Annotated in this window: 7 protein-coding genes and 1 pseudogene; 4 read left to right on the forward strand and 4 right to left on the reverse strand. The window is 71.9% G+C overall.

Going from position 1 to position 25351, the window contains the following annotated elements:
• Positions 1-19: 19 nt before the first annotated feature.
• Positions 20-784: a phosphodiesterase gene (locus tag DB033_RS00080; protein WP_157970417.1), complete on the reverse strand. Its 765-nt coding sequence runs from the start codon at positions 782-784 to the stop codon at positions 20-22.
• 126 nt (positions 785-910) lie between these two features.
• Positions 911-1495 carry a YqgE/AlgH family protein gene (locus DB033_RS00085; RefSeq protein WP_111764905.1) on the reverse strand — a complete coding sequence of 195 codons (585 nt, stop codon included), beginning with the start codon at positions 1493-1495 and terminating at the stop codon, positions 911-913.
• Positions 1496-1892: 397 nt separating this feature from the next.
• On the opposite strand from DB033_RS00085, the gene DB033_RS00095 reads away from it, so the two are divergent.
• Positions 1893-3275: an MFS transporter gene (locus tag DB033_RS00095; protein WP_111764906.1), complete on the forward strand. Its 1383-nt coding sequence runs from the start codon at positions 1893-1895 to the stop codon at positions 3273-3275.
• A gap of 532 nt (positions 3276-3807) precedes the next feature.
• Positions 3808-4086, forward strand: coding sequence for a hypothetical protein (locus DB033_RS00100; RefSeq protein ID WP_111764907.1), 279 nt, complete (start codon positions 3808-3810; stop codon positions 4084-4086).
• Between the two features lie 537 nt (positions 4087-4623).
• Here DB033_RS00100 and DB033_RS00105 read toward each other — a convergent pair.
• Positions 4624-6030: pseudogene (locus tag DB033_RS00105) on the reverse strand (CCA tRNA nucleotidyltransferase); the annotation flags it as partial.
• 104 nt (positions 6031-6134) lie between these two features.
• Here DB033_RS00105 and DB033_RS00110 point away from each other — a divergent pair.
• Together DB033_RS00110 and DB033_RS00115 are read left to right on the forward strand one after the other, a co-directional pair.
• A complete protein-coding gene (locus DB033_RS00110; RefSeq protein WP_111764909.1) occupies positions 6135-7607 on the forward strand; it encodes an ankyrin repeat domain-containing protein in 1473 nt (490 codons plus the stop codon).
• 342 nt (positions 7608-7949) lie between these two features.
• On the forward strand, positions 7950-9170 hold the full coding sequence (locus tag DB033_RS00115; protein WP_111764910.1) for a response regulator transcription factor: 1221 nt from the start codon (positions 7950-7952) through the stop codon (positions 9168-9170).
• A 970-nt stretch (positions 9171-10140) separates the two neighbouring features.
• Here DB033_RS00115 and DB033_RS00120 read toward each other — a convergent pair.
• Positions 10141-25161 (reverse strand): malectin domain-containing carbohydrate-binding protein, encoded by a 15021-nt coding sequence (locus DB033_RS00120; protein WP_111764911.1) that lies wholly within the window; start codon positions 25159-25161, stop codon positions 10141-10143.
• Positions 25162-25351: the final 190 nt, after the last annotated feature.

Here is a 25351-nt window from a genome sequence, read left to right on the forward strand (position 1 = left end):
ACAGTGTGTCGTGACCGGCTCAGCCGGTGGTTCTCGCGCGGACCGCCCGGGCGGCGGCGTAGGACCGGCCGCGCAGCGCCGCGGCCCACGGGTAGGCCGCGAGGCCCGGGATCGTGTCGCTGAGCGGATCGAAGGCGATGGGCGGGTCGGGGACGGGACCGGCCGGCGCGGTCACGGTCAGGTGCGCGAAAGGCCGCCACGGGCCGCGCGGAGTGGCCGCGGACAGCGTCATCGTCAGGGGCAGCCGCACCCGGTCGACCGCCCGGGCGCGGGCGCCGCCCTCGTCGGCACCGGTGAGGTCGGCCCGCAGCAGCAGCGGTCCGGCGGCGGTGGCGAACGGCATGATCGTGGTGTGCACACCGCCGACGTGACGGTGTGGCACCAACAGGTAGCGGCCGAGCCGACCGGCGCCGGTGTTGCTCAGGAGCAGGTCGCCGCCCCGGCCGTCCAGCAGCCGGATCGCGACGCCGTTGACGTCCGGCAGACCGGTGGGCAACCCGGCGCTGCGCGACAGCCGCACCAGGACCGGCGAGCTGCCCGTCCCGTCCAGCCACGGGACGCCCCACGCCGGGTCGGAGCCGAAGCGGTTCAGGGTGCCGGTGAACAACGCGCCCCTGGGGTGCAGCGGCCGGCCCGTCCGGCGCAGCCGGGCCGCCACCGACGACACCGCGCCGAGCACCGTGCCGGCGACCTCCGCCGCGGCGCCCGCGCGCTCCCGGGGACGGCCGGCGGCGGACACCGCCGGATCGGGCAGCGCGGGGGTGGGCCCGGGGCGGTCGGACACGGGGCGCTCAGGCCCGAGGCGGTCGGACACGGGGCGGTCGGACACGGGGCGGTGCGACATCGGGCTCCCGGGGGTGGTGGGTGCCGGTGGCGTCCAGCGTGTCGTGCAGTACCCGTTCGCGGACCGTCAGTTGCGGGTCAGGTCGCCCGGGTGCCAGGCCTGCCACTTCAGCGGGAAGGGCTGGCGGCGCATCACCTCGAACCAGAGGTCGACCTTCGGCGGCACCAGGATGTCGTCGGGCAGGCCGGGCACCACGAACCAGGAGCCGCGCTCGACCTCGTTCTCGAGCTGGCCCGGCGCCCAGCCCGCATGGCCGCCGAACAACCGCACCCCGCGCAGCGACGGGGCCAGTTCGTCCGGTTCGGCGTCGACGTCGACCAGGCACACCGGCCCGCGGATCGGGGCGATCCCGGAGAGCTCACGCAGCCGCCGGCCGGACAGGGCGACCCCCACGCACATCGCGGCGTCCGGGCGCATCGGCCCACCGACGAAGATGACCTGCGATCGCGCCGCCAGTGCGTTCCACTGGGGCAGCACGTTGTGCACCGGGACCTCGCTGGGCCGGTTGAGCACCACTCCCAGGCTGCCGCCGTCGCTGTGCGACACCAGGTAGATGACCGTGCGCTCGAACGTCGGGCCGGTCAGATCCGGGGTCGCGACGAGCAGGGCGCCGGTGCGCAGCTCCGCCACGAAGTCCTCGTCCGTACTCATCGCCGGGTTGCTCCTCGTGCTCTCGTGCTGGTGGTTCCGGCTGTTCCGGACGTGCCCGCCGACCGGTGGGCGGCGTGACGGTGCTGCGGTGACTGGTGCTGCGGTGACTGGTGCTGCGGTGACTGGTGCTGCGGTGACTGGTGCTGCGGTGACTGGTGCTGCGGTGACTGGTGCTGCGGTGACTGGTGCTGCGGTGACTGGTGCTGCGGTGACCGGTGGTGCGGTGGCGGTGCTGCGATGGCGGTGCTGCGTGCGGCTCCCGGACGCCGCGGAGGACCCCGCGAACACCCACAGGTGCAGTATCACCCCAGACGTGACGCTCCGTGATCTGCATGCACACACAGTTCACACGGGTGGGCCTCGGTGCCCATTGTCGTCCGCAGGTACCGTTTTCGGGGTGACCACCGTGCCGACGACTGCCCCGCCGTCGGCGCACGGGCTCCGTGCACTGCTCCGGGTCGCCCGGCTGCGGCTGCTCGTGTTGGTCAGGGTCATCAACTCCTTCGGCGACGGTGCTTTCCAGGGTGCCCTCGTCGGCGCTGTGCTGTTCAGCCCCGAGCGGGCCGCCAACCCGATGCAGCTGGCCACCGGCTTCGCCGTGATGCTGCTGCCGTACTCGGTGATCGGCCCGTTCGTCGGGTCGTTGCTGGACCGGTGGAGCCGACGGCAGGTGCTGGTCTGGGCCAATGCCCTGCGCTGCCTGTTCGTCGTGCTGGTCGCCGTCGAGATCGCGGTGGGCGCGCCGCTGTGGCTCGAGTTCAGCACCGCCCTGCTGGTCCTGGGCGCCGGCCGCTTCATCGGCTCCGGCCTGTCGGCGGCGATGCCGCACTGTGTGGCCGCCGATTCGCTGGTCGGCGCGAACTCGCTGGCCGCCACTGCCGGTGCGGTCAGCACCGCCATCGGTGGCGCCGCCGCGTTCGGCGCGGGTGCGCTGATCGGCAAGTCCGACATGTCGCTGGCCCTGATCACGCTCTGCGTCGTGCCGTTCTACGCCGCGGCCGCGCTGGTGGCGATGAAGTTCGGCCGCCGCAGCCTCGGACCGGACGAGACCGACGAACCCGCCCAGACGATGAAGGCGATCCTCGGCGGTCTGTCCGCCGGGTTCCTGCACATGAGGGCACGCCCCCGGGTCGCGGTGGCGGTCACCATGGTGATGCTGGTGCGCTTCTGCTTCGGCCTGGCCACGCTGCTCGTCCTGGTGCTGTTCCAGAGCCACTTCAAGCCGCACGGCTTCTTCCGGGCCGGCGCGGCGGGCATCGTCCAGGTCCTCGGATTCGGCGCCGCGGGCGTCTTCGTGGCGGCCCTCATCACCGCTCCGGCGGTGGCCAAGTGGGGACGCACCGCGTGGGTCACCGCGGTGCTGGTCGGCGCCGGCCTCGTCGCGTTCGGCGGCGCCGTCCACATCGGGCCGGCGATCGCCATGGGGGTCGCGTTCCTGCTCGGGTTCGCCTACCAGAGCACCAAGATCTGCGCGGACGCGCTCGTCCAGTCCGACTCCGACGACGCCCACATCGGCCGGGTCTACGCGCTGTACGACACCACCAACAACGTGCTGTACGTGCTGGCGTTCGTCGTCGGAGCCGCCGTCCTCGGTGAGCGCGGGGCCGGCACCGGCCTGATCATCGCCCTCGGCGTGATGTACCTGCTCACCGCGATCGGCTTCCGCTACGCGATGAAGCGGCTGGCCACCCATCCCACCGTCGTCGCCGCGGAGGCGGCTGACGAGGCCGCCCGCACCCGGCCGACCGCCGGTGCCGTGGCGGCCGACACCGCCCCGTAACGGCCGGCCCACCCCGGTTCGCCGGCGCCGGCGAGGCAGCCGACGAGGCCCGCCCACAGCGCGGCCGACCGCCGGAGCCGTGGCGCGGCCGACCGCCGGTGCCGTGGCGGCCGACACCGCCCCGTAACGGCCCCACAGGCCCACCCCGGTTCGCAGGCGCCGCCGAGGGGCGACGAGGCCGCCCACACCCGGCCGACCGCCGGTGCCGGGGCGGCCGACACCGCCCCGTAACGGCCCCACAGGCGCACCCCGGTTCGCAGGCGCCGCCGAGGGGCGACGAGGCCCGCCGCAGACCGGCCGACCGCCGGTGCCGGGGCGGCCGACACCGCCCCGTCGCGGCCCCGGAGGGCCACCCTGGTCCGCCGGCGCCGCCCAGGCCCGCCCGCAGCAGCCCGGTCGGCGGCCGGTGCCGTGGCGCGGCCGACACCGCCCCGTAACGGCCCCTGAGCGCCACCCGGTTCGCCGGCGCCGCCGCACAGCGGCGCCGCTGCCCGGGGTGTACCGCGACCAGCAGGGCGCACACTGGGGGGCCATGGCACTCCAGCGCAAGGCCCGCCCCGCCCCCAGCTCCGACGAGGGGTCCGGAGACGGCTTCAACCACGCCGAGGAGCGTGCGCTCGAGGCGCTGCGCAAGGTCGCCCGGCAGTGGCCGCACACCCTGATGCTCTATGCGAACGCCAACGCCCACGAACTGGTGGCGCTGCGGGTCGACGACCTCGACGCCTACCTCGCGGCCGGCGGCGAACTCCCGCCCGAACTGCCGTCGGAGACGTTCCGGACCATCGGCAGCGACGGCGGTCGGCCCGGCTGACCGGAGTGGGCAATCCGTCACCGAGCGTCGGGACGCTCAGCGCTGGGGTGGGGCTCCTGGAGTCGCTGCTGGCCGCGGACGGGATGTCCGCCGCCGTGTCGGTCGTGGCGGCACCGTCCGCCGCGGTCACGGTCGTTGCCGTGTCGGCCGCCGGCAGCCGGGGCCGAGGTCCGAGCGTCGACACCTGCAGCGCTACGGCGGGGACCCGTCCGCCGCGAAGTCGTTCGCCACGGTGCCGTGCCCTAGGCCCAGGTCCAGCGTCGAAACCCCGCAGCGCTACCGCGGGGACCCGTCCGGCGTCGCAGCGGGTGCGGACCGCATGTCCGCCGCCGTGCCGGTCGTCGCAGAGTCGTCCCCCGCTGTGTCGGCCTTCGCAGAGCCGTCCGCTGCAACATCGGTCGTCGCAGTGACGTGCGCCGCCCTGCCGACCGCCGCGGTGCCGTCCGCAGCAGTACCGGCTGCCGGAGTGGCGTTCGCAGAAGTGCTGTCCGCAGCGGTATCGGCGGCGGGCGTCACGGGGTTGCCGTGGACATCGACGAGGCCACGTTCCAGCGCCCACTTGAACAGCTCGGCCTCGGCCTCGTCGCGCGACATCGGTCCGCGCTCCAGCCGGAGTTCCTTGAGGTGCTTCCACGCCTGGCCGACGATCCGTCCCGGCGGCACCTGCAGCAGCTCCATGATCGCGTTGCCGTCGATGTCCGGCCGGACCCGGGCGAGGTCCTCCGCCGCCTGCAGGGCGGTGATCCGCTCCTCCAGCTGGTCGTAGGACTTCTGCAGGGCGATCTCGCGGCGCCGATTGCGCGTCGTGCAGTCGGCCCGGACGAGCAGGTTGAGCCGGGGAAGCAGCGGCCCGGCGTCGGTGACGTAGCGCCGCACCGCCGAGTCGGTCCACACGCCGCCGGAGTAGCCGTGGAAGCGTAGGTGCAGGAACGTCAGGTTGGCGACGTCCTCGGTGATCTGCCTGGCGTACTTGAGCGCCTTCATCCGCTTGCGCACGAGTTTGGCCCCGACGACCTCGTGGTGGTGGAAGCTCACCCCGCCGCCCGACTCGAAGCGACGCGTCCCCGGCTTGCCGATGTCGTGCAGCAGCGCGGCCAGCCGCATCGTCAGGTCCGGCCCGTCGGGCTCGAAGGCGATCGCCCGCTCCAGCACGGTCAGCGAGTGCTCGTAGACGTCCTTGTGCTGGTGGTGCTCGTCGCGTTCCAGACGCAGCGCGGGCAGCTCGGGAAGGACGACGTCGGCCAGGCCGGTGTCGGTCATCAGGGTCAGGCCCTTGCGCGGGAACCGCCCCAGCAGCAGCTTCGACAGCTCCGCCTGCACCCGCTCGGCGGTGATCCGACGCAGTTCACCGGCCATCGCGGTCATCGCGGCCCGGACCCGCGGTGCGGGCTCGAAACCGAGCTGGGCGGCGAAGCGGGCGGCCCGCATCATCCGCAGCGGGTCGTCCCGGAAGGAGGTCTCGGGTGCGGCGGGGGTGTCGAGCACCTTGGCGGTCAGCTGCGCCTGCCCGTCGTGGGGGTCGATGAGCCGGCCGTCGGGCAGCGACACGGCCATCGCGTTGACGGCGAAGTCCCTCCGGACGAGATCGTCCTCGACGGTGTCGGAGAAGCTGACCGCGGGATTGCGGGAATCCCCGTCGTAGGCGTCGGCCCGGAACGTGGTGATCTCCAGCGAGGCGCCGCGCCGGCCGACGCCCACCGTCCCGAAGGCGATGCCCATGTCCCAGATCGACTCGGCCCAACCGTCGACCACCCGCAGGATCTGCTCCGGACGCGCGTCGGTGGTGAAGTCCAGGTCGCTCGCGTCACGGCCCAGCAGTGCGTCCCGGACCGGCCCACCGACCAGGTACAGCTGATGGCCGGCAGCCCGGAACCGCTCGCCCAGCTCGACGACCACCGGATGCCGCGTGAGCAGGGCGTCCACGGCGGTTCGGGGGTCGGTCACGGGGGGCGAGTCTAGTCGGCCGCATTCGGGGAGCCCGCGCGTAGCGTGGTCCGTGCGCTGCGGATGCCCGCGTCCGCGGTCCTCTCCGGCCCGAGGGAGGTCCTGTGTCGACGGTGTCACTGCCCGACCACGCCACGCTGTCGGGTGCGCGCCGGGAAGCCCGGGAGCTCCAGGAAGCGGTGCGGCATCGGCACCCGTCGGCGCTTGCCCTGCTGACCGATCACGGTGCCCGGCACGATCCGCACGAGCCGCTGCCGTTGTACGTGGCGCATCAGGTGATCGCCCGAGCGCACGGTTTCGCCGACTGGCCGGCCCTCAAGCACTATTTCGACCTCGCCGTGGACCTGCGCTGGGACGTCGTCCCGGACCCCGAGGTCGAGCCGCCGGCCGACCGCTTCTGCCGGCTGGCGGCGCTGCGCTACGACCGCGACGACCCCGGCCGGTGGCGCGAGGCCAGGGCCCTGCTCGCCGACTGTCCCGATCTTGTGGACGACTCGGTGTGGGCCGCGGCGGCCGCCGTCGACGTCGCTGCCGTTCGGCGGCACCTCGACCGTGACCCCGGGCTGGCCGCCCGGCGCGGCGGGCCCCAGCGGTGGAGCCCGCTCTACCACCTCGCCTACGCCCGGGCCCGGACGGACGCCTCCGAGGACGACGTCGTCGACCTCGCCCGGATACTGCTGTCAGCGGGGGCCGATCCGCACGAGGGCTACCTCTGGGCGGGGCAGCCGACACCGTTCACCCTGATCACCGGCGCCTTCGGCGACGGGGAGGGCGGCCCGGAGCGGCAGCCCGCGCACCCGCACGGCGTGCCGCTGGCCCGGTTGCTGCTCGCCGCCGGCGCCGATCCCAACGACGCACAGACGCTGTACAACCGGATGTTCGGTGCCGACGACGACCACCTCGAGCTGCTGTTCGCCCACGGGCTGGGAACCGGCGACGGTGGGCCGTGGCGCCGCCGCCTCGGTACCGCCCTCGACGGCCCCACCCAACTGCTGCGCGCCCAGTTGGCCTGGGCGGTCGATCACGGCATGGCGGCGCGGGTGCGGCTGCTCATCGCCCACGGGGTCGACGTCGGGTCGCCGCTGCCGGGCGGGCGGACGCCGTTGGCGGCGGCGCTGGTCACCGGTGAGGGCCAGATCGCCGGGTTGCTGCGCGAGGCGGGTGCGCCGGAACCCGTCCTGGACGCCGTCGACACCCTGGTGGCCGCGGTCATGGCGGGGGACGTCGCCGCGGTCGAGGCGATGCGGGCCGACGGCGATGTCGTGGAACGGGCACGCCGGCGCCGGCCGGGGCTCATCGTGTGGGCCACCGCGCGGTCGCGTCCGGCTGCGGTACGACTCCTCGTCGATCTGGGTTTCGACGTCGACGCCCGTGGACGGGGGGACAGTCCGGTCGAGGAGGAGTGGGAGACGGCCTTGCACCACGCCGCGGGCGATGGAGCCGCCGAGCTGGTCGAGCTGCTGCTGGACGCCGGGGCCGATCCCTCGGTGCGGGACCGGCGGTTCGCGGCGACACCGGCGGAGTGGGCCCGGTTCGCCGGTCATCCCGGCACCGCCGCCGTTCTCGACCGACGCTGACGTCACGGGGCCTGAGGTGTCGGCCGTCCCGTTGGGCCGCCCGGGGCCGCAGCGACCTTCCTGCGCACACGACGCGTCGACGACGACTGATCCTGCGCGGCACGCGCAGCACCACAGACAGCTGCGTCCGTCCACCGCTGGTGGGCCTGGTGTGACCCTCAGTGAATAATTTCACTGCACCCACCCGGAAGTTCGGCTCATCGGGACCCGTTTACACACGAATGGGTAGGACGGATCGGCTATCGTTCACACGAACGCTGATTCGACCCATGGGAGCGCGGGGGCTTCTCCCGGTCGAGCGTTGCTCCCGTCGCGTCCGTCCTCACAGCCGAGGAGATACCCGTGCAGCCGCATGCACAGATCGAGCTGTCCTACCCCGAGTCGGCCCCCGTCAAGATCCTGCTCAACCTGGTTCCGCCGTTGATCGACCCCACGGACGAGTCCGAGGAGGCACCCGGGGGCGTGGCAGCCGACAACCTGCCGCCGGTGGTCGGTGTCGCGAACGGGGCCGCCACTGTCCCCGCCGCCCTGTCCGTGCCGGCGGACGTCCGGCTGCTGATCATCGCCGCCGATCCGGCGATCCGCTCGGACCTGCATGCCTCCCTGCACGGAGCCGAACTCGACGTCACGCACATCGCGGCCACGGTCGCCGATGCGGTCGACACGGCAGCCGACAGCGCCCCGGACATCGCGGTGATCGTGGCGCCGACCGGCGAGTCGCCGGTAGCGATGATCAGCGAACTCCGCCGGGCCGGCATCGTCCGGGCGGTCATGGTGCTGTCACCTCCGGAACGGATCTCCGGGGACGCGCTCGTGTCGGCCCTCGCGGCGGGCGCGGACGGGTGGCTGAGCATCGATCTCGCGCCGTCGGTGCTGATCCGCGCGATCCGCGGCGCCTCCCGGGGGGAGGCAGGCCTGTCCCGCCAGCACGTCACCGAGCTGGTGGCGTTCCTCCGTCGGCCGGCGGCCGCGACGCCACCGCCGGACGAGAACGCGGTCGCGTCGCTCACCCCGCGCGAGAACGAGATCCTGGTCGCCCTCGCGGGTCAGGGCACGGTCAAGTCCATCGCGCGGCAGCTGTCGTTGAGCGAGGTCACCGTGCGCTGGTACACCTCCCGGTTGTTGCGCAAACTCGGCGTCGCCTCACGGTTCGAGCTCGCCGCGCTCGCCGGACGCCAGGGGCGGCCCGGTGACGTAGCGGACGGCGGCCCGCAGGCCCCGGCCGAACGGCCGGTCACGTCGATCCCCCTCGACCGGCCGGCCCCGGCGGAGGTCACCGCGGTCCGCGGTGACGGGACGGCGGCTTCGGTCCGCGGCCCGCGCCGGTCCGGCACACCGGCGGCCGACGCGCCCGCCCCGGCGGTGGCACCTAATTGGCGACAGCTGCCGCGGAGTGAACAGCGGGTGGTCCAGCTCGTCGTCCAGGGTCTGACGAACCGGCAGATCGCCGAACAGCTGTTCCTGTCCAAGCACACCGTCGACTCGCACCTCAAGAGCGCGTTCACCAAGCTCGGTGTGCGTTCGCGGGTCGAGCTGACCGTCCTGGTGCACCGCACGGCCTGACCCTCGCCGGTCACGCGTCCGGACCGCACTCTGAGCCCCCGGCTGCCGGCCGGGGGCTCAGTCGTTCCCGACCACGTGCCACTGCCGACCGTCCCGGCGCACCGCACGACCCGACCGCACACCGGCGACGGGACCGGACCGCACTGCTCAGCCGCGGCCGGCGGCTCAGGAGTGCGCAGCGGTGCGCCGCGCCGAGCCGTCCCCGCGCACCGCACGGTCCGACGACACACCGGCAACGAGATCGGACCACATATCGCGAGCCCCCGGACGCCTGCTCAGCGACACCCAGCGGTGTCCCACGCCCGACCGCCCGGCGCACTGCACGACCCGCCCTTCGCCGGTCACGCGTCAAGGCCGCACTCCCGAGCCCCCGGCCGCCGGCCGGGGCTCACTCGTCCCCGACGACGTGACGCGCCTGACCGTCCCCGCACACCGCACGACCCGACCCCACACCGGCGACCTGACCGGACCGCACTCCTGAGCTCCCGGCCGCCGGCGCGCAGCTCAGCTACTCCCAGCGACGTGCTGTGCCCGACCGCCCCGGCACACCGCACGACCCGACCCCACACCGGCGACGAGACCCGACAGCATTCCCGAACCCCAGGCGGGCGGCACAACCGTTCCCAGCGACGTGCCACGCCCGACCGTCCCGGCACACCGCACGACCCACACCGGCAATCTGACCGGACCGCATCCCTGAGCCCCCGACCGGCGGGCGCAGTCGTGCCTGGCAGCGTGCTACGCGCCCTGGCCCGTGCGACCCCGACCCCACGTCGGCCAGCGGCCCACCCACGAACTCCGGCACCACACACGTCAGCCCCCGGCCACAGGCCGGGGGCTGAGTCGTGCTCTGAAAACGGGTGGTACCCGACCGCCCTGCCGGTCCGCGGATGCGGATCGGCAGGGCGGTGGACGTCCCCGGGGTGTCGGCGGACCGAACAGTGCTCGGCAGTCCCCCGACGGGTTGCCGCTACCCCACGGGAAGCAATTCGATGCCGCTGACCTTCGCCTGGTCGACGCCGGAGGTGAAGGCGATGTTGGCGACACCGTCGGTGATCGTCATCCGGTAGGTCCGGCTGACGGCGGTCATCGGCGCCACGGCGGCGTTGATGTCGAAGTTGGCCAACTCGACCGCGCCACCTTCGATGTTGGCGGAGAAGACCCGCCGACCCGTCCCGCCGGGGCCACCCCCGGTGGCGCCGTGGTAGATCTCGGCGAAGGTCAACCGGACGTCGTAGGTGCCGTTGGCCACCGGGACCGCGTAGCTGAAGGACGCCCCACTGCGCTCGGTGCGGTACAGCACGTCGTCGGTGGTGCCGCCGATCGCCGACACCTGCGGGTTGGAGTAGGTCTTCCCGCCGGTGAAGAACTGGTCGGCCGACCAGGCCACCCCGCCGGTGGTGACCGCCGGACCGCCGGCGTTGATCCGGACGGTCGGCCGGGTGGACGCCGGCCGGGTGGCGTTGACCGTGGCGGAGCGGGCCGACTCGTTACCGGCCTGATCCACCGCCGTCACCTGGTAGAACGACGCCACACCCGCGGGCGCCGCCGTGTCGGCGTACGTCGTGCCGGTCAGCACCGCGGTGTTCACCTTGGTGAACGTGCCGGTGGCACTGGCCGAGCGGTAGACGTTGTAGCCGCCCAGGTTGGCCGCGGTGGAGGCCGACCAGCCCAGGTTGATCCCGGTCGCGACGCCCGCCGCGGTGACGCCCGTGACAGCCGCCGGCGGGTTGGTGACGGTCGCCGGGATGATCTCGATGGCGCTGATCTTGGCGTACTCGACCCGCCGGATGAAGTCCAGCGTGACGTTGCCGTCGGTGACCGTGGTGGTGAAGGACCGCACGATGGCCCGGTCGATGCCGCCCGCCTGGGCGAAGACGTCGAAGTTCGACAGCACCGTCCCGTTCTCCAGCCGGACGTCGAAGGTCCGGGCTCCCGCCGCCGTCTTGTTCAGCTCCGCGAAGTGCAGACGCACCTGGTAGGAGCCGTTGGCGACCGGGATCTGGAAACCGAAGGCGCGGGCACCGGTGGCGGCGGTCCCCGTCCACTCGGACTGGAACATCGTGTTGTTCATCCCGGCGGGGATGCCGGTGATGGTGTCGCCCTCCGCGTAGGCCCCGCCGCCGCTGACCCACCCGTTGCAGGCGGTCAGGGAGGAGCATGCCGACCAGGTGACGCCGTTGACCGTCTGCGCGGGACCGCCGGTGTTGATCCGGACGGTGGTTCCCGCCGGCGCGGCCGGCCGGGTGGCGCTCACCGTGGCGGAGCGGACCGACTCGTTGGCCGACCGGTCCACCGCGGTGACCTGGTAGAACGACGCCACCCCGGCCGGGGCCGCCGTGTCGGCGTAGGTCGTACCGGTCACCAGCGCAGCGTTGACCTTGGTGAAGGTGCCCGTGGCGCTGCTCGAGCGGTACACGTTGTAGCCGCCCAGGTCGGTCGCCGTGGACGCCGACCAGCCCAGGTTGATCCCGGACGCCGCACCTGCCGCCGTCACCCCGGTCACCTGGTTCGGTGCCGTGACGTCGGTCTTGGTGGCGCTCACCGTCGCCGACCGGACGGACTCGTTGCCGGCCTGGTCGATCGCGGTGACCTGGTAGAAGGACGGCACTCCGGCCGCCGACGCGGTGTCGACGAAGGTGGTGCCGGTCAACGGTGCGGCGTTGAGCTTCGTGTACGTCCCGGTGGCGCTGGTGGACGCGTAGACGTTGTAGCCGGCCAGATCGGTGGCCGGGTTCACCGCCCAGCTCAGGTTGATCGCCGTGGCGGTGCCGGTGGCGGTCACCCCGGTCACCGCACCCGGTGCCGTGGTGTCACCCCGGGTGCCGGCGACCGTCGCCGACCGGACCGACTCGTTGCCCGCCAGGTCGACCGCGGTCACCTGGTAGAACGACTGGCCCAGCGGGGCCGTGGTGTCGGCGTAGGCGACGCCCGACAGCGGCGTCGCGTTGAGCTTGACGAAGGTGCCGGTCGCCGTGGCCGAGCGGTACACGTTGTAGCCGCTCAGATCGGTCGCCGTCGATGCCGTCCACCCCAGGGTGACCGCGGTGGCGGAGCCGGTGGCGGTCACCCCCGTCACCACGGCGGGCGGGGTGACGTCGACGCGGGTGGCGCTCACCGTCGCCGACCGGACCGACTCGTTGCCGGCCTGGTCGACCGCGGTGACCTGGTAGAACGCCGTGCCGGCCGGAGCCGTGGTGTCTGCGTAGGTCGTGCCCGTCACCAGGGTGGTGTTCACCCGGGTGTAGGTGCCCGCGGCCGAGGTCGACCGGTAGACGTTGTAGCCGGCCAGGTCGGTCGCGGTGTTCGCGGCCCACCCGAGGTCGACGCCGGTGGCCACGCCGGTCGCGGTCACGCCGGTCACCCCGGAGGGTGCCGTGGTGTCGACCGGGACGATGGCGATGGCACTGATCTTGGCGTTCTCGATGCGACGGATGAAGTCGATCGTGACGTTGCCGTCGGTGATCGTGGCGTTGTACGAGCGGACGATCGCCCGGTCGATGCCACCGGCCTGCTGGAAGACGTCGAAGTTGGCCGTGACGGTGGTGTTCTCCAGCCGGACGTCGAAGGTCCGGGCGTTGACGGCCGTCTTGTTCAGCTCCGCGTAGTACAGCCGCACCTGGTAGGAGCCGTTGAGCACCGGGATCTGGTACCCGAACGCCCGCGCCCCGGTGGTGCCGCCGCCGGTCCATTCGGACTGGAACATCGTGTTGTTCAGCCCGGCCGGGATGCCGGTGATGGTGTCGGCCTCGGAGTAGGGATTGCCCCCGCTGACCCAGTTGTTGCAGGCGGTCAGCGACGTGCAGCCCTGCCAGGTGATGCCGCCGACGGTCTGCGTCGGGCCACCGGTGTTGATGTAGATCGGCGCCTGCGTCGGCGGGGCCGGCGTGGTCACCGTGACGGTGTTCGACGCCGCCGAGATGTTCTCGGAGGAGTCGACCGCCTTCACCTGGTAGGCGAAGGAAGAGCTGGCCGCCGCTGCGGCGTCCACGTAGGTGGAGGCGGTGACCGGGGTCGCGTTCAGCTTCGTGAAGGTGCCGGTCGCGGTGGTCGAGCGGAACACGTCGTACCCGACGACGTCGGCCTCGGTGTTGTCGGCCCAGTCCAGGGTCACGCCGGAGGTGGCCGCGACGGCGGTCAGTCCGGTCGGGGCCCCGGGCGCGGTGGTGTCCACCGGGCAGGTGCCGTCGCAGAGGACCTCGATCGCGGCGATCGACGGGTAGTCGACCGAGGCGCTGAAGCCCAGTTCGAGCATTCCGCCGGTGACCGTGACGTCGTTGATCGGCAGCACGGTCGCCGTGTTCTGGCCGCCGGCGGCGGCGAAGATGTCGAAGTTGCTGCGGACGGTCCGGCCCTCGACGGAGATGTCGAAGAGCCGCTTGCCGGCGGTGTTGTTACCGGCGGCACGCTCGGCGAAGTACAGCCGGACGTCGACCGTGGTGGCCCCGCGGGTGGGGAGCGCGTAGGTCAGCACCCGCTGGGCCTGCGGCACGTTCCCGACGTTGCCCCGGTAGGTCCGGAACAGCGCGTCGTCGACGGTGCCGGCGATCTCCTGCGGCGTCGTGGTGGCGCCCTCGGCGATCGCGGTGGCCGGCGAGAACCGGCCGTTGTCCGGGGTCCAGACCGCGCCCTTGGAGTCGGTGTAGTTGCCGGCTCCGGCGACGTCCAGGCGGTACAGCGCCTCCTGGACGGGTGCGGTGGTGGTGACGTCCCCGTCGTCGACCATGAAGCGGTCGAAGGTGGCGACCAGCGGCGCCCCGCCCTTGTGCGAGACGAGGATGCCGGCCTGCGCCTGGGTGCCGAAGAACTTCCCGGCGTTGACCGTGGGCAGGGTCAGCACGGTGGGCAGCACCGTCCAGGCCCCGTCGTTGGTCCGGTAGGCCGCCTTGACGGTGCGCGCCGACGGGGTGCCGATCAGCGCGAGCTCGACCGAGGTGACCGCGGCCGGGTTGGCCAGGGTGACCGTGCTGCCGACCGTGACGCCGGTGCCACCCTGCTCGGCGTAGAACTCCACGCCCGGGACACCGCCACGGTTGATGACCGCGACCTTGACGAAGTTGTCCTGGTCGGGGCCGAACTGCACCGCCTGCTGCTCACTGCCGGCGTCGAACTGCGTGACGGCGCCGAGCATGCGGCCGCTGACGGTGAAGGTGCCGCCGGTGGCGTCGAAGGGCAACCGCAGGCCGTTGACCAGCGTGTTGTCGTTCGAACCGTTGGTGCCCGCGGTGGCGGTGCCGGCCGAGCTGACGGCCAGCGTGCCCCCCCCGGTAATGACGACGTCCAGCAGCGCCTTGTTGTAGGAGTTGCTGCCCGCGGCCAGGTCCAGCTTGTTCGGCTGGGTGGACACGAAGCCGGTGGTCTCGTTGTCCTTGTCGGCCAACGTCCCCGGGTAGGTGGTGTCGAAGTCCAGCCGCAGCTGGGCCGCACCCGGCAGCGGCGCCGGGGCACCCGGGTTCACCGCCGTCTCCGGCTTCATGTTGGTCACCAGGTAGACGTTGTCGTTGTAGTCGTAGTTGATGCCCGAGTAGTCCATGCCGACCAGCCAGGTGTCGGGCATGATCGACCCCGCCCGGTCACGGGCGGCCCAGATGCGGACGTGGTGTCCACAGGGACCGGCACAACCGTTGGTCTGGTCGACCGTCTGGTTGTTCCTCGTCGGATCGGACCACTCCCCGTCGATGTTGATGCCGAACGCCGTGGTGGCGGTGGCCGGGGTGTAGGTACCCGCCGCGTAGTTCGTCGTCGAGCCGTTGGCGTGCGGCAGGATCGACTGCCCCTCGACGCCGGCGTGGGTCACCGTGTTGAGGAAGTTGCTGGTGCCCTTGACGAACCACCGGAACTGAGCCGTGTTGCCCTGCGTGTGGTAGGCGGCGAGCTGACGGACGGTGACCGGCCGGGTGGTGTCGGCGCGCAGCCAGTAGGGGCTGAGCACCTCGTCACCCGAGGCGTGAACCAGGCCGTTCTCGTTCAACGGGACACCGGCGGCGGTGATCTGCGTGCCGTAACCGAACAGCCGCGCGAGCTCGGCGACGTTGGGCTCCTGGTTGTTCTCCGACTGGCTCTGCCAGAAGCCCGCCAGCTCGACCGGCAGGGCCGGCTCGTCGGCGTCGTCGGAGGCGACGGTCAGGGTGCCCGTCCACTGGCCACCGGCGGTGCCCAGGGTGGTGGCGGTGAAGCGCACCGGCACCGACAGGGTGCCGTTGACGGGCACCAGCGCGGGCAGGGCGGTGGTGTTGACCAGCGCGAACGGTCCGGTGATCGGCAGACCCGTGATGTTGAGCGGATCCGTCCCGGTGTTGCGGATGGTCAGCGTGGCCACGTCGTGGACCTTGTTGACCGGGAAGAACGGCCCGGTCACGGGATCACAGGCGGCCGTGTCGCGGCAGCGGGTGCCGGTCTCCGGGTTCTGGATCCGGTTCATCGCCAGGCGATCGGCGAACGGGACGCCGTCGGCGTTCTCCAGGGAGATCTCCGCCTTGCTGGCGCCGGCCGCGACGATGCTGAAGTTCAGCACGCCGCTGGTCGCGACGTTGCCCGCGACGTCGATCGCCCGCACCCGGAGGGTGTGCGCGCCGACCGTGTTGACCGTCACCGGTGTGGTGAAGGCGGTGAACGCGGCGCCGTCCAGGCTGTAGGCCCGGCTGGCGACCCCGCTGCCGGCGTCGGTCGCGACGACCGAGACGTCGACGGTGTTCTTGTAGACGCCGGCGCTGGACTGCAGGCCGCTCAGGCTCGCGCTGACCGTCGGTGCGGTGGTGTCGGTCTCCACACTCGGCCGGTCGATGTCGATGAACTGGATCTTGGTGTTGGTCCCGCCGATGGCGTCGACGGTGAGCCGGCCGTCGTTCACCGCGACGGTGACCGCACCGGTGCGGTACAGGTCGGTGCCGGCCGGGGTGAAGTTGAGCGCGGTGACGCCCTCGACCTGGACCTTGTTCACCGAGTCGGTGAAGCCGGGGTCGCCCGCACCCACGGTGACCACGTAGGTCCCGTTGGGCACGATGTACTCCCAGGCGCCCGGTCCGTTGGGCGACTGCGCGGCGGTGGGCTGCATCAGCAGCAGCGTGCGCAGCTTCTGGTCGATGCTGCCGGCGCGGTCACGGGTCTGCGCCGTCATGTCCAGCGGGGTGGACGTGCCGGGGATGACCCAGCCGCGTCCGGCCACGGAGGTGAAGGCGGCGCCGGTGTCGGCCGTGTAGCCGGCAGCGACCGCGGCGGCGGCCGGTGCGAAGTCGATCCGCGCCACCGGGGTGGTGGATCCGGTCGCCGAGGCCGGCCGGACGTTGCGCACCTCGAAGACGTAGTCCTGGTAGTCGCCGTTCTGGGCGTCCTCGAACGTCACGAGGTACGTGTTCGGGATGATCGTCCCGGTGCGGTCCTTGGACGGGTACACCCGCGCGGCGTGCGGGATGTTCGTGTTCAGGCCGTCCTGGGTGTAGCTCTTGCGGCCGAAGGACACCGAGTCGACGTAGATGCCGAAGGACTCGGCACCGGGGTCGAAGGAGGCGGCGCCGCCGGCGACGATCGCCGGGTTCAGCGTCTGCTCGTTGTCCAGCGCGATGGTGGCGACGGGGTGCGTCACCGCGTCACCGGTGGTCGAGGTGTACCAGCCGAACGGCAGCAGTTCGTCGGGCGAGTACCGGGCGAGCGGCGTGATGCCGACCTCGCCGGTGCCGGCCTTGACGAACAGCGGCGCGACGACCTCGTCACCGATGGGCGACGGGTTGATGCCGAGGATGAGCCCGGTCCCGCCCACGTCGATGGTGCGGCCCAGGGTGTCGACGACCGCCTTGAGCGGCGGCTCGTTGTTGCCCTGCTCGCCGGTGGTGGCCAGGCCGAACAGACCGACGGACAGCGTCGGCCGGGTCGCGTCGTCCGAGCTGAGGACGAGCGCGGCGTTCTGGTAGCCGACCGTGCTGGTGGTCGACGGGGCGAACCGCACCGAGAAGGTGCCGGTGGCGCCGGCGGCGATGCTCTGCGGCCCTCCGGTGAGGACGAAGGAGGCCGCGTTGGTGCCGGACACCCGGGCGTCGCTGATCACCAGCGGGGTGGTGCCGGTGTTGGTGACCGTCACGGTCTTCGCCGGGATGGTGCTGCCCCGGACGCCGCTGAACACGAGCTCGGTCGGGTTGACCGAGATCCTGCCGGCGCCGCTGACCGCGGCGGGCTTGACGTTGCGGACGATGACCACGGCGTCCTGGAAGTCGACCGGGGAGGCCACGTCCTCGGGCGCCACGATGTAGGCGTTCGGCTCGATGCTGCCGTCGGCGTTCTTCATCTGGAACACGCGCACCTTGTGCTTGTTGGTGGCGTCCCAGGTGTTGAGGGCGTCCTCGCTGTAGGCGACCCGGTCGGTGAGGCCGTGCCAGGTGAAGTCGAAGCCGAACGGCGTCTCCAGGTCGTACTCACCGATCGGGGTGACGGTCGGGAGCACGGTCTGGTTGGAGGTGTTCGGTCCGCGCATCAGGGTGGTGCGCTCCGCCGGGTTGGCGGTGGAGTGGACACCGACGGTGACGACGTTCGGGTTCGCGGTCGGTCCGTTGGGCCCGAACAGCGAGATCATCTGGACCTCGACGACGTGGTCGAACGCGGCCTTGGTGAAGGAGGTCAGCGCGACCTCCTCACCGATCAGCGCACTGCTCGCGGGCAGGTCGTTGTTGGCCGGGTTGGGGTCGCCCACGTTCACCGGGATCTGCAGGGTGTCCAGGATCCACTGCAGGGACGGCTCGTTGGTGCCGCCGGCGCCGAGGGTGCCCAGGCCGCGCAGCGTGGTGCTGACGGTCGGGGTGGTCGGGCCGTTGGTGGTGACGCTGAACGTCGCCCCGCGCGGACCGGCGGTCGTCGGGTTGAAGGTCACCGGGAAGGTGGCCGTGTCCCCCGGGGACAGCGTGACCGGCAGGGTCGGCCCGCCGGACCGGGCGAACAGCGCCGCGTCGGCGCCGGTGATCGTCGCCGCGCTCAGGGTCAGCGGAGCACCGCCGACGTTCTTGACCGCGACGTTCTGCGTGCCGCTGACCGCGCCACCGATGGCGTCGGTGAAGACCAGGCGGGAGGTGGCCTCGGCCTTGCCGGTGCTGCCGCTGCCGCCCTGCGGCTTCAGCAGCTGGATGCCGGTGGTCGCCGGGTTGTCGGTGAGCTCGGTGACGTAGAGGAAACCGTTCTCGACGTTCTCGGCGACGTCCAGCGGCTGCTTGAAGCCGGTGAACCCGGTGATCCCGGTGACCGCCTTGGACAGGCTGCCGTCGGGGTTGGGGACAAAGGCGACGACCTCCTGGTTGGCGCTGTACCGGACGGTGATCAGCTTGCCGGCCAGGGCACCGCCGAAGGCCGCGGTGTTGTGGTACTCGATGGAGCCGTTGGCGGAGGCGTGCAGGCCGGCGTCATTGACCCCGGCGAGGTCGTAGTTCGGATCGGCCAGCTGGCCCAGCGGATACTGATTGACCTTGTACAGCGGGTTGCCCGTGTAGCCGGTGGGGTTACCGGCGTTGAGCACGTACTCGCAGCGCACCGGGTTCGGGTGGCCGTAGTACTTGCCCTTGGTCACGTCGAAGATGTAGTCGGTCTCGGCCTGCTGGTTGTTGGCGATGCCGGGGGCTGACGGGCCGGTGTAGCCGCCCTCCGGCCGGTTGGCGCAGGAGGCCGGGAACGTGGCCGGCGTCGCCGGGGTGGAGCCACCCGCGGCGGAACCGTTGGTGCCGGTGTAGAGGTGCCCGTTGCTGTGCCAGACGAGGTCGAAGGCGTTGCGGATACCGGTCGCGTAGAGCGTCAGCGGGGCGCCGGCGGCGTACGGGTCGTAGGTGCCGACGTGCTGCGGGACGCCGCCGCGGGCGGGGGCGGTGAGATCCGGGGTGGCCACGTCCAGCGGCAGGGTGGCCGGCAGCTTCGCCGGGTCCAGCTCCAGCATGGCGGCCGACAGCAGGTGCTCGGCGCGCTTCCAGGTGCCGTCGATGTTGCCCATGGCGTTCATGGAGCCCTGGGTGATGTAGAGCTTGCCGTCGCGGAAGGCGATCGAGTTGGTCTCGTGGTCCTTGATGGACCGCGGCAGGTTGACCACGACCTCCTGGTAGTTCTCCAGGTTCGGACCGGTCAGCTTGGACACGGCACCGGTGGCGTTGGGCACGTCGGAGCCCAGGTAGGCGTAGTTGTCGGTGATCCACAGGATCAGGTTGGTCGCGGTGGACGCCGGGTCGAAGGTGAGACCGATGATCGTCCGGTTCGGAGCGCCCTCCCAGCCCCGGGTCGAGGCGTGGGTGCGGACGGTGTTGATGGTCTGGCGGTTGCTGAGGGTGCCGTCGGTGGGGCTGACGGTCCAGCGGTAGATCTCACCGGTGATGCTGCCGGCGTAGAGCTTGCCGTCGGGTCCCATCACGACCGAGGTGTACATGGCGCCCTTGGCGGCACCGCTGTCGACACGGTCGAAGGCCACGTTGGGGGGAATGGTCCCGGTGTTGCCGCCGGTGCCCGCTCCCGCGGTGGTGAACACCGAGGAGAACGGCATGAAGGCGCGGCCGCTCTTGTCCTTGACGTCGGCGGTGATCTCGAAGCGGTACAGCGTGTTGGCCGCCATCGGCGCGGAGGCCTGGAACGACACGGTGTCGCCGCCGCCGGAGGTCGCTCCGGTGCCCGGGACCGCGGCACCGTCGGCGACGCGCGTGACCTTGACCGTGCCGCCACCGAGGGTGGTCTCGTCGACCGCGCCGGTCTCGGCGTTGAGGTTGTTGTCGGCGGTGACCGAGGCGTTGGTGACGACGTTGACCGCACCGTTGCCCGGGTTGACCGCCGAGGTGAACGGCCGGCCCGCCAGGTCGAGCGAGTCGATGTCGACGTAGGCGATCTTGGTGTTCGTGCCGCCGGTCGGTGTCAGGGTGAGCCGGCCGTCGGCGACGACCACCGTGCGGGTGGCGGTGGCGAACTTGCTGGTGGTCGTGGGGGCGAACGCGGCGACCGCGTTCTGGTTCTCGATGTTGACCCAGTTGACGCTGTCCACCGGGACGCCGGCGTCACCGACGGCGACGGTCACCGTGTAGGCACCGTTGGGCACGGCCATCTCCCACTTGCCCGGCGTGATGCTGCCGCCGTTGGTGGCCGCACCCAGCTGCATGTGCACGAAGCTCGCGAGGCGCTGGTCGGGCTGGTTGACGGGGGTGGTGGTGCCCGGGCCGACCACGTTGCGGTTGCGGCCGTTGCCCTCGAGCGAGGTCGGGGTGTCGGTGGCGAGCGCGAGCCAGCCGTAGGACAGACCGGTCCCCTGGTTCGCCCCGCTGCGGGGGCCGAAGGCCTGGCCGTAGTCGCGGAGGTAGCCGGTGGCGGGAGCGCTCGTCGCGTCGCTGTAGTCGATCTTGACGCTGAGCGCGGCCGGGGCGGCGTCGGTCGGGACGGCGTTCTGGACGGCCGAAGCGATCGACTCGTTGCCCGCCTGGTCCACGGCGGTGACGACGTAGTAGTAGCGGGTGCCGTTGGTCAGGCCGGAATCGGTGAAGTTGGTGGCGGCGATCAGGCCGGAGGTGTTGGCCCGGTTGCCCACGGTCGGCTCGAACGGCGCGGTCGTGGAGCGGTAGACGTGGTAGCCGGCGATGTCGGTGGCGGCGGGTGCGGTCCAGGTGAGGGTGACTGCGGCGTTAGCGGCGGCCGGCAGGACACCGGACGGGGCACCCGGCGCCGTGGTGTCGGGCACCACGGGGCCACTGCTGACGATGGTCAGCCAGTTCATCTTCGTGTTGACGCCACCGACGGCGTCGATGGTCAGCTTGCCGTCGACGACGTCGACAGTGGCGGTGCCGGTGCCGTATTCGGCGGCGGCGGTGGCCTGGAAGCGGTTGATGACGGTGACGCCCTCGGCGCGGATGGTGTGCTGGCTGTCGTAGCACGGAGCCGCACAGCCGGTCTTGGCCGCGCCGGGCTGGTCACCGACGCTCGCGGACACCGTGTAGCGGCCGTTGGGCAGGCCGTACTCCCAGGCGCCGGCGATCAGCGAACCGTTGGCGGTCGGGGTCGGGACGATGTCGCCGTACTGCAGGTGGATGGCGCGGTTCTGCAGGTCGGTGACCGGTGCCGGGCGGGTCCGGACGCGGGTGTTGGCGCCCAGGTCCAGCGGGGTCGGCGCGGCGGTGCCCAGGGTGTCCTGGCGGACCCAGCCGTAGCCGCGGGTGGTGGAGTAGGCGGCGCCGTTCTCCGGGGTCCAGCCGGTGAGCACGGTGGCGGTGGCGGGCTGGAACACGAACTTCACGTCGACGCCGGCGGCCGGCACCGTGACGGTGGCTTCCGCGGAGGCGTTGGACTCGTTGCCGGCGGTGTCGACGGCGGTGACGGTGTAGAAGGACGGGACCCCCGTCGGGGCGGAGAGGTCGGTGTAGGTGGTGCCGGCCTGCGGGGTGCTGGTCAGCTTGACCCGCGTTCCGCCGGCGGTGGTCGACCGGTAGACGTTGTAGCCGGCGAGATCGGCGGCGGTGGTCGGCGACCAGCCGACGACGACCCGGCTGTCGGAGACCGTGGCGGTGACGCCGGTGACCGTGTTCGGCGCGGTGGTGTCGGGGTCGTCCAGCGGGACCGCGTTCACGACGGCCGATGCGGCGGAGCGGTTGCCCAGCGCGTCGTAGGAGACGACGACGTAGTGGTACCGGGTGCCGGCGACCAGGTCGCTGTCCAGGAAGGTGCGGCCCGGCCGGATCACGATGCCCACCAGGGCGTCGTCGTCGGTCGGCACGGTCGCGGTCTCGGCGCGGTACACGCGGTAGCCGCGCAGATCGGCCTCGGTGTTGGCGGTCCAGCGCAGGGTGACGCTGTGCCGGCCGGCCGTCGCGGTGACGGCGGCGGGCACGGCGGGAGCGGTGGTGTCGGACGGCGTCCCGGACGCCTCGTTCGACGCGGCGGATTCGTTCCCGGCGACGTCCACGGCGGTGACGACGTAGAAGTACGCCGATCCGTTGACCGCGGTGGTGTCGACGTAGGTGGCCGCCGGCACCGGGCTGGTGGTCAGCGGAGTGCCCCGCACGCCCGCGGAGGACGAACGGTAGACCTGGTAACCGGCCAGGTCGGGGTCGGCGTTGGCGGTCCAGGTCAGCGTGACCCGGCCGTCACCGGCGACGGCGGTGAGCCCGGCGGGGACGCCGGGGGCGGTGACGTCGGCGGCCTTGGTCGGGGTCGCCGTCTTCTCGGCGGACGCCACGGACTCGTTGCCGTTGCTGTCGACCGCGGTGACGACGTAGTAGAGGGCCGTGTCGTTGACCCGGTCGGCGTCGGTGTACTCGACGTCGGTGACGGCGTCGGCGATCCGGTTGGCCGCGTTCAGCGCCACGGGCGTGGTGGTCGAGCGGTAGATGCGGTAACCGGCCAGGTCGGCGTCGGTGTTGGCGGTCCAGCGCAGGGAGACGACTCCGTCGCCGGCGAGGGCGAGGACCCCGGTCGGGGCGGCCGGGGCGGTGGCGTCCTGCGGGGTGCCGGCGGCGACGGCCGAGCCGGCGGACTCGTTGCCCGCCGCGTCGGTCGCGGTCACGACGTAGTTGACCTTGGTGCCGTTGGCCAGGCCGGTGTGCTCGAACGTGGTGGCGGTGCCGGAGTACTTCCGGTTCTCGGTGGTCAGCGCGACGGTGTCGCCGGTGGCCGCGTACAGGGTGTAGGAGACGGCACCCGTGTCGGTGACCGGGCCCCAGGTGACGGTGTTCGTGGTGTCCCCGGCGGCGACCGTGACATCGGCCGGAACCGCCGGCGGGGTGACGTCGGCGACGTCGATGTCGAGGTGGTTGATCTTGGTGTTGGTACCGCCGGTGGCGTCCACGGTCAGCTTGCCGTCGGTGACGGTGACGGTGACGGTGGCCGTCTTGAACTCGGCGGCCGCGGTGCCCTGGAACTTGTCGATGGCCTTGACGCCCTCGACGTTGACGGTGTGCAGGCTGTCGTAGCTGGTCGCGCCCATCTGGTCACCGACGCTGGCGGTGACGTTGTAGCGGCCGTTGGGCACCGCCACCTCGAAGGCGCCCGGGAGCTTGATCCCGCCGAAGCTGCCCGCGACGTCCTGGCCCTGCATGTGCATCAGGCCCTGCTGGCGGGGGTCGACGGTCACCGCCGGACGGACGCGGAGCCGGCCGTTGCCGACCAGGCTGAGGCCGTTGTTCGTGCCGGGCGTGACCCAGCCACGACCACGCGCATTGGTGTACGGCTGACCGTAGTCACCGACGATGCCGCCCGTGAGCAGGTTGTTCGCGGCGGTGCTGTTGTCGTTGAAGTTGATCTTCAGCGGCAGCGCCGCGAAGGTCGGGTTGGCCGCGCTCGGCGTGGCCGAGGCGTTCGCCGAGGCCGCGCTCTTGTTGCCGGCCTCGTCGGCGGCGACGACGACGTAGAAGTAGGTGGTGTCGTTGACGGCCGTGGTGTCGGCGAAGGCCGACGCGGTGACCGGGGTGGCTCCGTTGAGCGGGGTGCCGTTGGTGGCGACGGTGGCGGTGGTCCCGCGGAAGACGTTGTAGCCGGCCAGGTCGGTGTCGGCGTTGTCCGCCCAGTCGAGGGCGACGCTGCTGTCGCCGGCGGTGGCCACCAGCGCGGTCGGGGCGGCCGGCGGCGGGTCGGTCGGGGTGGGGGTGACCGTGACGTAGTTGATCTTGGTGTTGGTGCCCCCGATGGCGTCCACGGTCAGGAACCCGTCGCTGACGGTGACGGTCTTGGTACCGGTCTGGAACCGCGCGGCACCGGCCGGGGTCCCCGTGATGGTGAAGTTGTTGATGACGTTGACGCTCTCGACGTTGATCCGGTGCACGGTCGGGTCGGAACCGGGCAGCGCGTCGCCGACGGCGACCTCGACGTCGTAGCTGCCGTTGGGCACGGCCAGCTGCCAGGCGCCGGGCTCGGCGACGTTGGCGAAGTTCGGCACCGTGTCGCCCTGCATGTGGATCGGGCTGTTCATCGGGTCGCTGCTGTTGGCGACCCGGGAGCGTCCGTTGCCGACCAGGCTGGCGGGAAGGCTGGTGCCGGGGGTGATCCAGCCGTAGCCGCGGACGTTGGCGTAGTTCTGTCCGTAGTCGCGGATGAAGCCGGCCGGGGTGACGCTGGGGTTCGTGCCACCGGTGGTATTCGGGATCTCGGCGAAGTCGAACTTCGCCGGGAACGGCACGCTGACGGGAGTGGCGTCGTCGATCTGGACCGGCGCGGTCGTGTTGTCGGCGCCGGCACCGGTGGCGGTGGCCACGGCGTAGAAGTAGCTGGTGCCCTTGACCGCGGAGGAGTCGAGGAACTCGGACGCGGTCGAGGTGCCCAGCGGAGTACCGGTGGTGTTCACCGGGAGGTTGGTGCTGCGCCAGATGCGGTAGCCGGTCGCGTCGGCGGAGTCCGGCCAGTTCAGCGCGATGCCGGAGGCCGACGGCGTGGCCGACACGTCGGACACCGACACCGAGTCGATGGTGACGAACGACAGCTTGGTGTTCATGCCGCCGACCGCGTCCACGGTGAGCAGCCCGTCGGTCACCGTGGCCAGGACCGTCGCGGTCTTCAGCCGGGACGGGGTGCAGTTGGCGGTCGTGCTCCCGGGGAAGCCGTTGACCGCCCGGACGCCCTCGACGTTGAGGACGTGTCGCTCCGCGTCGGCGCCGGAGTTGGGATCGCCGACCCCGACGGACACCTGGTAGCGCCCGTTGGGCAGCTTGTACTCCCAGGCGCCCGGGGTGTTGTTGTTCGTCGCGTTCGTGACCGGCGCCTGCATGTGGATGAAGGAGCGCTGCGGTGCGGGCAGCGCGGTACACGCGGACCGGTCGCGCGTGTTCAGCGGCAGCGCGAACGGTACGTGCGCTCCGGCCAGGCTGTCCTGCCGGATCCAGCCCATGCCCGCGGCGTCGCTGTAGGCGGCGCCGGTGTCGGGCGTGTACCCGGCCGTCGTGGTGGCGGCCGGCTGGAAGCTGACCTTCACGCTCAGCGGCGGGGTCGGGTCCGCAGCGGCCGGGGTCGAGGTGATCACCGCCAGCGGCACCGTCAGAGCCATGGTCAGGAACATGACCATGGCCGACTTCACGCTGTGGGAGCTACGACGATGCGCGCGACGGTGCACAAAGACCTCACAAGGGACATCACGACACCACACAGAAATATGTGGAGGGGATGAATGTCCGATGTGAGAGCTCACATGGGATCACCCACACAGGGGGTATTGGCGATGGAGTGGTCAAACGGGACGTAAAGGAGTACCCCTTCAGGGCTCCGCT

The organism is Nakamurella deserti (genome assembly GCF_003260015.1).
GTDB classification, from domain to species: domain Bacteria; phylum Actinomycetota; class Actinomycetes; order Mycobacteriales; family Nakamurellaceae; genus Nakamurella; species Nakamurella deserti.